The 8442-nt window shown below is 64.0% G+C and carries 9 protein-coding genes; 2 read left to right on the top strand and 7 right to left on the bottom strand.

Annotated elements, in window-relative coordinates:
* Together ABY403_RS10400 and tkt are read right to left on the bottom strand one after the other, a co-directional pair.
* Positions 1–501, bottom strand: a 501-nt coding sequence (locus ABY403_RS10400) for a DMT family transporter (RefSeq protein ID WP_372840733.1), incomplete at its 3' end; no start/stop codon positions are given.
* A gap of 26 nt (positions 502–527) precedes the next feature.
* Complete coding sequence (gene tkt / locus ABY403_RS10395) at positions 528–2546, bottom strand: transketolase (protein WP_372840732.1); 2019 nt, start codon at positions 2544–2546, stop codon at positions 528–530.
* 205 nt (positions 2547–2751) lie between these two features.
* Here tkt and ABY403_RS10390 point away from each other — a divergent pair, with 205 nt between their 5' ends.
* A complete protein-coding gene (locus tag ABY403_RS10390) occupies positions 2752–3249 on the top strand; it encodes a hypothetical protein (RefSeq protein ID WP_372840731.1) in 498 nt (165 codons plus the stop codon).
* Positions 3242–3622, top strand: coding sequence for a cell division protein ZapA (locus ABY403_RS10385; RefSeq protein ID WP_372840730.1), 381 nt, complete (start codon positions 3242–3244; stop codon positions 3620–3622). The genes ABY403_RS10390 and ABY403_RS10385 overlap by 8 nt, the downstream gene beginning before the upstream one ends.
* 25 nt (positions 3623–3647) lie before the next feature.
* Here ABY403_RS10385 and purF read toward each other — a convergent pair whose 3' ends face one another.
* From purF to ABY403_RS10360, 5 genes are all read right to left on the bottom strand, one after another.
* The gene (purF, locus tag ABY403_RS10380; protein ID WP_372840729.1) at positions 3648–5111 is read right to left on the bottom strand and encodes an amidophosphoribosyltransferase; all 1464 of its coding nucleotides are present in this window, start codon (positions 5109–5111) and stop codon (positions 3648–3650) included.
* A gap of 168 nt (positions 5112–5279) precedes the next feature.
* Positions 5280–5849: a CvpA family protein gene (locus tag ABY403_RS10375; protein WP_372840728.1), complete on the bottom strand. Its 570-nt coding sequence runs from the start codon at positions 5847–5849 to the stop codon at positions 5280–5282.
* 19 nt (positions 5850–5868) lie between these two features.
* Entirely contained in the window at positions 5869–7236 is a 1368-nt protein-coding gene (radA, locus tag ABY403_RS10370) for a DNA repair protein RadA (protein WP_372840727.1), read from the bottom strand.
* A gap of 258 nt (positions 7237–7494) precedes the next feature.
* Positions 7495–7929 (bottom strand): paraquat-inducible protein A, encoded by a 435-nt coding sequence (locus ABY403_RS10365; RefSeq protein ID WP_372840726.1) that lies wholly within the window; start codon positions 7927–7929, stop codon positions 7495–7497.
* Positions 7929–8442 (bottom strand): ABC transporter ATP-binding protein (locus ABY403_RS10360; protein ID WP_372840725.1); only part of this gene is annotated, 514 nt, incomplete at its 5' end. The genes ABY403_RS10360 and ABY403_RS10365, both read right to left, overlap by 1 nt.

Raw genomic sequence — 8442 nt, 5'->3', positions numbered from 1 at the left:
GGCCGCCGCAAGCGCCAACAGCGCCGCAGGGTGCATCACTCCCGCGCCGGGCCGCAAGATGATCATCGCGCCGGCAAAGGCAACCGCAATGCCCGCCAGCCGCCGTGGCCCCAGCCTCTCGCCCAGAAACAGCGCGGCACCCAGCGTAATGATAACCGGGTTGAGGTCGGTCAGCGCCGCGGCTTCGGCAAGGCCGATGTAGCGGATCGACACGAAGAACAGCGTCACCGTGGCAATCTGGGTAAGTGCGCGCAACAATTGCATCCAAGGCTGGCGGCTGCGCAGCAATGCGGGCATCCGGCCACGAAAGACCAGAACCAGCACCAGCGCGTTGACAGCAAAACGCGCCCAGACCACTTGTCCAGTGTGATAGCGCGCGCCAAGGGTCTTTGCCGCGGCATCCATCAGCGTAAACAGTGCAAGCGCCACCAGTAGCAGCGCGATGCCGCGCGCCTGCGGCGGCATGGCAGCAATGAAGGAGGGGGCGCGAAGCCCCCTCATTTTACCAATACCAAAGCGGGTTTCGCTCACAACAGCGCCATCACCTTTGCCGCGACCGCCTCGGGCGTAATGCCGAACTCTGCATACAACCGCTCGGCCGGGGCAGAGGCACCGAAATGCTCCATGCCCACGAAGGCCGCCTTGCCATCGCGCCCACGCTCGCCCAGTAGCCAGCGGTCCCAGGGCTGACGTGCTGCGGCTTCAACGGCCACGCGCACCGCGCCAGCGGGCAGAATCTTGCGCCGGTAGCTTTCGTCCTGCGCAGCAAAAAGCTCCATACAGGGCATCGACACGACCCTTGTGCCGATTGCCTTCGCTTGCAGAATGTCGCGTGCCTTCAGCGCGATTTCGACCTCGGATCCGGTTGCCATCAAGATCGCCTGCCGCTTGCCTGCCGCCTCGGCCAGCACATAGGCACCGCGCGCAGACAGGTTTTGCGCGCTGTAGGTGGTGCGCAGCGTCGGCAGGTTCTGACGGCTAAGCGCCAAGACCGAAGGCGTGGACTTGCTTGTCAGCGCCAGCTCCCACGCCTCGGCGGTTTCCACCACATCGGCGGGGCGGAAGGTGTAGGTGTTGGGCGTCGCGCGGCAGATCGCCAGATGCTCCACCGGCTGGTGGGTCGGGCCGTCTTCGCCAAGGCCGATGCTGTCATGCGTCATCACATAGGTGACGGGCAAACCCATCAGCGCCGAAAGCCGCATCGCGCCGCGCGCATAATCGGTAAAGCAAAGGAACGTGCCGCCATAGGGGCGCACGCCGCCGTGCAGCCACATGCCGTTCATCGCCGCCGCCATGCCATGTTCGCGGATGCCGAAATAAACATAGCGGCCCTTGCGGTTTTCGGGGCCGAACACGCCCAGATCGGCGGTTTTTGTCAGGTTCGAACCGGTCAGGTCGGCCGAGCCGCCGATGGTTTCGGGCATCACCGGGTTGACCGCTGCCAACACCATTTCGCTGGCCTTGCGAGTGGCAACCTTGGGTGCCTTGGCGGCCACGTCCTTGCGGAAGGCGCGAAGCGCCGAGACGAGCTTCTTCGGTGCGTCACCCGCCATCTGCCGAAGGAACTCTGCGCGTTTGCCGGGGCCTGTCGCGGCAAGCCGCGCCTCCCATTCCGCGCGCGCGGCGGCACCACGGGCACCGATGGCCTCCCATTCCGCCTTGATCGCGGGCGGAACCTCGAAAGGACCATGGTCCCAGCCATAGACCGCCTTGGTTGCGGCAATCTCGTCCGGGCCCAGTGGCGAGCCATGCGCGCCAGAGCTATCGGCCTTTTTCGGGCTGCCAAAACCGATGATCGTTTTGCAGTCAACCAGCACCGGGCCCTTGGCGGCCTTTGCCTCGGTCAGCGCGCGGTCGATATCGTCGGGGTCGTGGCCATCGCACGAAAGCACCGTCCAGCCCGCGGCGGCAAAACGCGCGCGCTGATCGGTGCGGTCTGACAGTGACACGCGGCCATCGATGGTGATGTCGTTATTATCCCAAAGCAGCACCAGCTTGTTCAACTGCTGCATCCCGGCAAGGCCGAGCGCCTCGTGGCTGATCCCCTCCATCAGGCAACCGTCGCCGGCAATCACCCAAGTGCGGTGATCGACCAGCTTGGCGCCGAACCGCGCCTGCATCGACTGCTCTGCCATCGCAAAGCCAACGGCGGTGGCGATGCCTTGGCCCAAGGGGCCGGTGGTGGTTTCCACGCCCTCGACATGGCCATATTCGGGGTGGCCTGCGGTGATCGAGCCCCATTGGCGGAAGTTCTTGATCTGCTCAAGCGTCATCTGCTGGTAGCCGGTCAGATGCAGCAGCGCATAGATCAGCGCCGAGCCGTGCCCGGCTGACAAGATAAAGCGGTCGCGGTCGGCCCAATGCGGGGCGGCGGCGTCAAACTTCAGGTGCCGTTGAAACAGCACGGTCGCCACATCGGCCATACCCATCGGCATACCGGGGTGGCCAGAGTTGGCGGCCTGCACCGCATCCATCGCCAGAGTCCGAACTGCGGTGGCAAGCGACCAGTGTTGCGCATGACGCGCGCGAAGCGTGGCGATATCCAAGGGGCGACCTTTCGGCTGGGGTGGCAGGTTGCCCCCTGATAGCAGGCCAACCGCCAAGATCAAGCGCAGCCCCCAAGCCCTTGATCGAAAAGGGGGGCGCAGCGCACAGAAGTTTACGTTAATATTGTCTGGCAGCGTAGCGCCCGGCCGATTCGGGCGCAGGCGGCAAACGCGGCACTTGGCGGAACCAGACCGGAGACGGCATATGAGCGACATGAGCGATTACGAACGCCGCATCAGCGCCGCTCTGGCGCGGATTGGCGCGGGGCTGGAACGGCTGGGGCAAAGCGGGCAAGCCGCAGCGGGCGCAAGCGACAATTCGCTGCGCGAAGAGCTTGAGGCCGAGCGCGCCGCCAATGCGCAGCTTTCCGAGCGAGTTCGCGCGATCCGTGAAAAGCAGGAATCCACGCTGGGCGCGCTAGAGCGCAAGCTCGCCGCCGCAAAGGCCGAGGCTGAAAGCCACCTGCGCGATCTTTTGCGCCTGCGGCGCGCCAATGCCGAATTGGCTGCCGCCAACCGCAAGCTGAGCGAAGCGGTCGAGGCGGGGCTTGGCGATGGCGCGCTGATCAACCGGGTGATGGAGGCCGAACTCGGTGCCCTGCGCGCCGAACGCGCAGCCGATCAGGCAGAACTGAACGATATCATCGCTGGGCTAGAGCCGCTCGTCGCACCCAAGACCGCAACGGAGGGCGAACATGCCTGAGATTCGCATTGAAATCGGCGGACGCAGCTTTGAAGTCGCCTGCGCTGAGGGCGAGGAGCATTTTCTGCACTCTGCCGCGGCGCTGCTGGATACCGAGGCCACCGCATTGGCGGGGCAGATGGGCCGTCTGCCCGAAGTCCGCATGTTGCTGATGGCAGGGCTGATGCTGGCCGACAAGACCGCAGGTTTCGAAGATCAGTTGCGCGCCGCGCTCGACCGCGCCGAGACTGCCGAGGCCGCACTTGCCGCCGCGCTGGAAAACCCCGCCCGCGTCGAGGTGCCGGTGATTCCGGCACAGGTTACGGAAACCTTTGCAGAAATAGCCGCGCAGGCGGAATCCTTGGCGAACCGGATCGACGAATTGCCGGCCTGACAGGGCATCGGCCAGGCTTCTGCGCCTATTCCGCCACCTGCATCTGAAAGCCCGCCTCGATCTGGTCGGAAGGTGCCACCGGGTATTGCCCGGTGAAGCAAGCGTCGCAGTATTGCGGGTGCGCCTTGTTGCGCCCTTCAACCGCGCCGACCGCGCGATAAAGCCCGTCAAGCGAGACAAAGCGCAGGCTGTCCACGCCGATCCAGTCGCGCATTTCCTCTTCGCTCATCGTCGCGGCCAATAGCTTGGCGCGCTCGGGCGTATCGACGCCGTAAAAGCAGGGCCATGCCGTAGGGGGGGATGCGATGCGAAAATGCACCTCGGCCGCACCTGCATCAAGGATCATGTCCTTGATCTTGCGGCTGGTCGTGCCGCGCACCACCGAGTCGTCCACCAGAATCACCCGCTTGCCCTTTATCAGCGCGCGGTTGACGTTGAGCTTCAGGCGCACCCCCATGTTGCGGATGCTTTCGGTCGGCTCGATGAAAGTGCGGCCCATATATTGGTTGCGGATGATCCCCATGCCGTAGGGGATACCGGATTCATGCGCAAAGCCGATGGCGGCGGGGGTGCCTGAATCGGGCACCGGGCAGACCAGATCGGCCTCGACCGGCGCTTCGCGCGCCAGTTCCACGCCAATCTGGCGGCGCGTTTCATACACCGATCGGCCGCCTATGATACTGTCGGGGCGCGAGAAGTAGACGTGCTCGAAAATGCAAAAACGGCCGCGCGATGGGCCAAACGGGCGCGAGCTTTCGATCTTGCCTTTAGAGATCACCACCATTTCGCCCGGCTCGATCTCGCGCAGGAACTCGGCGCCGATGATGTCGAGCCCGCAGGTCTCGGACGAAAGCACATAGCCTTCATCGCCAATCCGCCCCAGCACGAGCGGCCGCACGCCCAACGCATCGCGCACGCCGATCAGTTTGGTGCGGGTCATCGCAACTATCGAAAACGCCCCTTCCACACGGCGAAGGGCATCCTTGATGCGTTCGGAAAGCGAGCGCTGGATCGAGCGCGCCATCAGGTGAATGATACATTCGCTGTCCGACGAAGACTGAAAGATCGACCCCCGCTCGATCAACTCGCGGCGCAGGCTGGTGGCGTTGGTCAGGTTGCCATTATGCGCAATCGCGCAGCCCCCCATCGAGAACTCGCCAAAGAACGGCTGCACGTCACGAAGTGCTGTCGCGCCCTTTGACCCCGCGGTGGAATAGCGCACATGGCCGATAGCAAGCTCGCCCGGCAAGGTCTCCATCAGGCTTGCCTTGGTGAAATTGTCGCGCACATAGCCAAAACGGCGTGCCGAGTTGAAGCCGGTTTCAGGGTCGTAGGAAACGATCCCTCCCGCTTCTTGCCCGCGGTGCTGCAATGCGTGCAAACCAAGCGCCACGAAGTTCGCAGCCTCTGCCACACCGATGACCCCGAATACTCCACATTCCTCGTGCAACTTGTCAGCGTCGAATGGGTGTTGGGGCAGCTGGCGCATCGGTGGTCGAATCCTCTTGGCAGGCTTGAGTGTCCTTTAACGGGGAAGCGGGCTTCTGTCACGCGGCAAGGGCCATGGAAAGCCGTCACGCTTGCGCAGGCGCAGCAGCATTCGGGTCAATATTGCCCCGTTTGCACCGGTTCTTGCAGTGTTATGCGGTCCGCCGGCTCAGTTAGAGGGGGTGGGGGCGGGGCAGGCGGCAACTAGCGCCTCGAACCGCTGCACCACCCAGCCGGGGGCATCGGTTGGCATCTCGGACTCAAGGCTGGTCTGCACCGAGGCGAAAATCTGTGCGCTACGCGAATCGTCCACCACCGGGAAGGTGCGGTCCACCACCACCCGGTCGAACACCACAAACGCTACCGCAACCAACACGACACCGCGCGCCACGCCGAACAGAAACCCCAGCCCCTGGTCGATGCCGCCCAACGCCGAGCGTTGCACGACCGAGGCAAACAGCGGCGTGATGATCGAGAACACGATCAGCGCAAGTGCAAAGACACCGGCAAAGCCCGCAATCGTCGCCAATTCGCAGCTATCGCCAAGGAACTTGTCGATCACCGGGATCTGCTGCACCAGCGGTCGCGCGGCGGGCGCGAACATATAGGCCAGCACCGCAGCGGCCACCCAGCCCGCAATGGCCAGCCCTTCGCGCACCAGCCCGCGGCTGTAGGCAAGGATCGCGGATAGCAGAATGATGACGGCCACAATGGCGTCGATAATGGTAAAGCCGTCCATGTCTCCCTTTCCGCGGGGCTCAGCCCGCGCCGAACATCTCGCCTACAAACGTCACAAGATCCGGGACCTTGCGCAACTTTATGCCCTCGCCCGGTTCGGCCTTGGTTCGCTCCGGAGCAATGGCCTGTGAAAAACCAAGTTTTTGCGCTTCTTTCAACCTGTTTTCGGATTGGCCGACAGGGCGCAACGCCCCCGACAGGCTGATTTCGCCAAAAAGCACCAGATCGGCGGGCAGGGCGATGTCTTCGCGCGCACTCAAAAGCGCGGCAGCCAGCGCCAGATCAGCCGCAGGCTCGCTGACTTTCATGCCGCCCGCGACGTTGAGAAACACATCAAGCCCCGCAAAAGGAATCGAGCAGCGGCTTTCGAGCACCGCGAGAATCGTTGAGACCCGCCCCGAGTCGAGCCCGACGACTGTGCGCCGGGGGCTGGCGAGCGTCGATGGCGCGACCAGCGCCTGGATCTCGGTCAAGACCGGTCGAGAGCCCTCGATCCCGGCAAAAACCGCCGAACCCGGCGCCGCCTGCCCGCGCTCCGACAAGAACAGCGCCGAAGGGTTTGGCACTTCGGCAAGCCCCGCGCCCGTCATCTCGAAAACCCCGATCTCGTCGGCAGGGCCAAAACGGCTTTTCACGGCGCGCAGAATCCGAAACTGATGCCCGCGCTCGCCTTCGAAATAGAGCACGGTGTCGACCATATGCTCCACCACCCGGGGCCCGGCAATCTGCCCATCCTTGGTCACATGCCCCACGAGAATCACCGAAGTGCCCGTGCGCTTGGCAAAGCTGACCAACTCGTGACAGGCCGCGCGCACCTGGCTGACCGAGCCCGGTGCCGCCTCGACCATGTCGGCCCAAAGCGTCTGGATCGAATCGATGATCGCAAGTGCCGGACGTTCGGCATCGAGCGTTGTGAGAATGTCGCGCAGGCTGGTTTCAGCGCCCAGCCGCAATGGCGCATCGGTAAGCCCAAGCCGCAATGCACGCATCCGCACCTGCGCCGGTGCCTCTTCGCCCGAAATGTACAGGCTCTCGTGCCCGGCGCGCGCAAACCGCGCCGCGACCTGTAACAGCAGGGTCGATTTGCCAATGCCGGGGTCGCCGCCAAGCAGGATCGCAGACCCCGGCACCAACCCGCCGCCAAGCACGCGGTCAAACTCGACCATGCCCGAAATCGCGCGCACCGGCGCTGTCTCTTCGGTGGTCAGCGTGCTCAGCGTGATCTGCTTTCCGCGGGCACCGCCAAGCGTGCGCGCACCTGCGCCACTGGTCAGCGGCGCGGCCTCGATCAGCGTGTTCCAACCGCCACAGGCATCACAGCGCCCGGCCCATTTCGGGTGCACGGCGCCGCATTGCGAACAGGCGAAAGACGAGGAGGGTTTGGCCATGGCTCTTCCTGCCCGAATCCGCGACGTGCAGCAAGAGCGGGGGGTCAACCCCCCGCAGCCCCCCGGGATATTTCTGCTGAAGCATTGTAAAAAACGCCCCGTTTCGGGCGGCGAGAGCCGGGGAAACGGGGCGTCCTGCTTCAGGCGGTCATCGGCGTCCCCGCCTGTACCGCGCGCAGATGTTGCGGTGCATTCGGTTAATAAGGTCCTAATCCGCGCCTGCTTCAGACAAAATATCCCCGCCGGAGGCAGGCCGCCTCAGCGGTCTTTGCGGCCGATATGCGACAGCGCGAGGCTGAGAAGGATGCAGCCCGTAAAAAGATAAAGCCCCCATGCGGTCTCGATGCGGCCTAGGCCGACGCCTTTCGCCAGAACGATATAGAGCGCGATGAGGAAGATGTCGGCCATGGCAAGCCTGCCAAGCCCGCGCAGCAGCGGCAGCACGCGCGGTGAGGCAAGATCGAATTGCACCAACGCCAAGCCGAGGGTTTTTACATAGGGCGCAAACAGCGCGAAAAACGTGACCAGCAAGGCGAGCGCCACGTCTTTTTGCCAAAGCGCCTGCAGACCTGAAATCACCGAAATCGAGTCGAGATCAAAAAACGGCAGGAACCCCGCGCGCAAAAGCGGCGCGAACCACGCGACCGGCAACACCACCAGCAGCGCAAGGTTCAGCCAGCGCGCGACCCGCATCAGCGCACCGAAGCAATCGGGCCCTGGGCGAGGCCGTTGATGAATTGATGCACGTAAGGATCTGGTGTTGCGTCCATTTCCTGCACGGTGCCGGTCCAGCGGATGGTCCCTTCGTGCAGCATCGCAACCCGATCCGCGACCGCGCGCACGGTGCGCATGTCATGCGTGATGGTCATAGCGGTGGCACCCATTTCCACGACGATTTCGCGGATCAAGTCGTCAATCACCCCGGCCATGATCGGATCGAGCCCGGTGGTCGGTTCGTCAAAAAATATGATTTCGGGGTCCGCGGCGATGGCCCGGGCAAGACCCACCCGCTTTTGCATGCCGCCCGAAAGCTCGGCGGGGTAAAGCTCGGCCACCTCTGGCCCTAGACCGACCCGCCGCAGCTTTTCAATGGCGATCTCGCGTGCTTCGGCGCGGGGGCGCTTGCTTGTGCCGCGCATCAGCCGGAAGGCGACATTTTGCCAGACCGGCAGGCTGTCAAAAAGCGCAGAGCCCTGAAACAGCATC

Origin of the sequence: Phaeovulum sp. (genome assembly GCF_041596715.1) — a bacterium.
In the GTDB taxonomy this organism is placed as follows: domain Bacteria; phylum Pseudomonadota; class Alphaproteobacteria; order Rhodobacterales; family Rhodobacteraceae; genus UBA6213.
The sequence above is the reverse complement of the archived record's forward strand: the minus strand, read 5'-3'. Positions and strand labels throughout refer to the sequence as shown.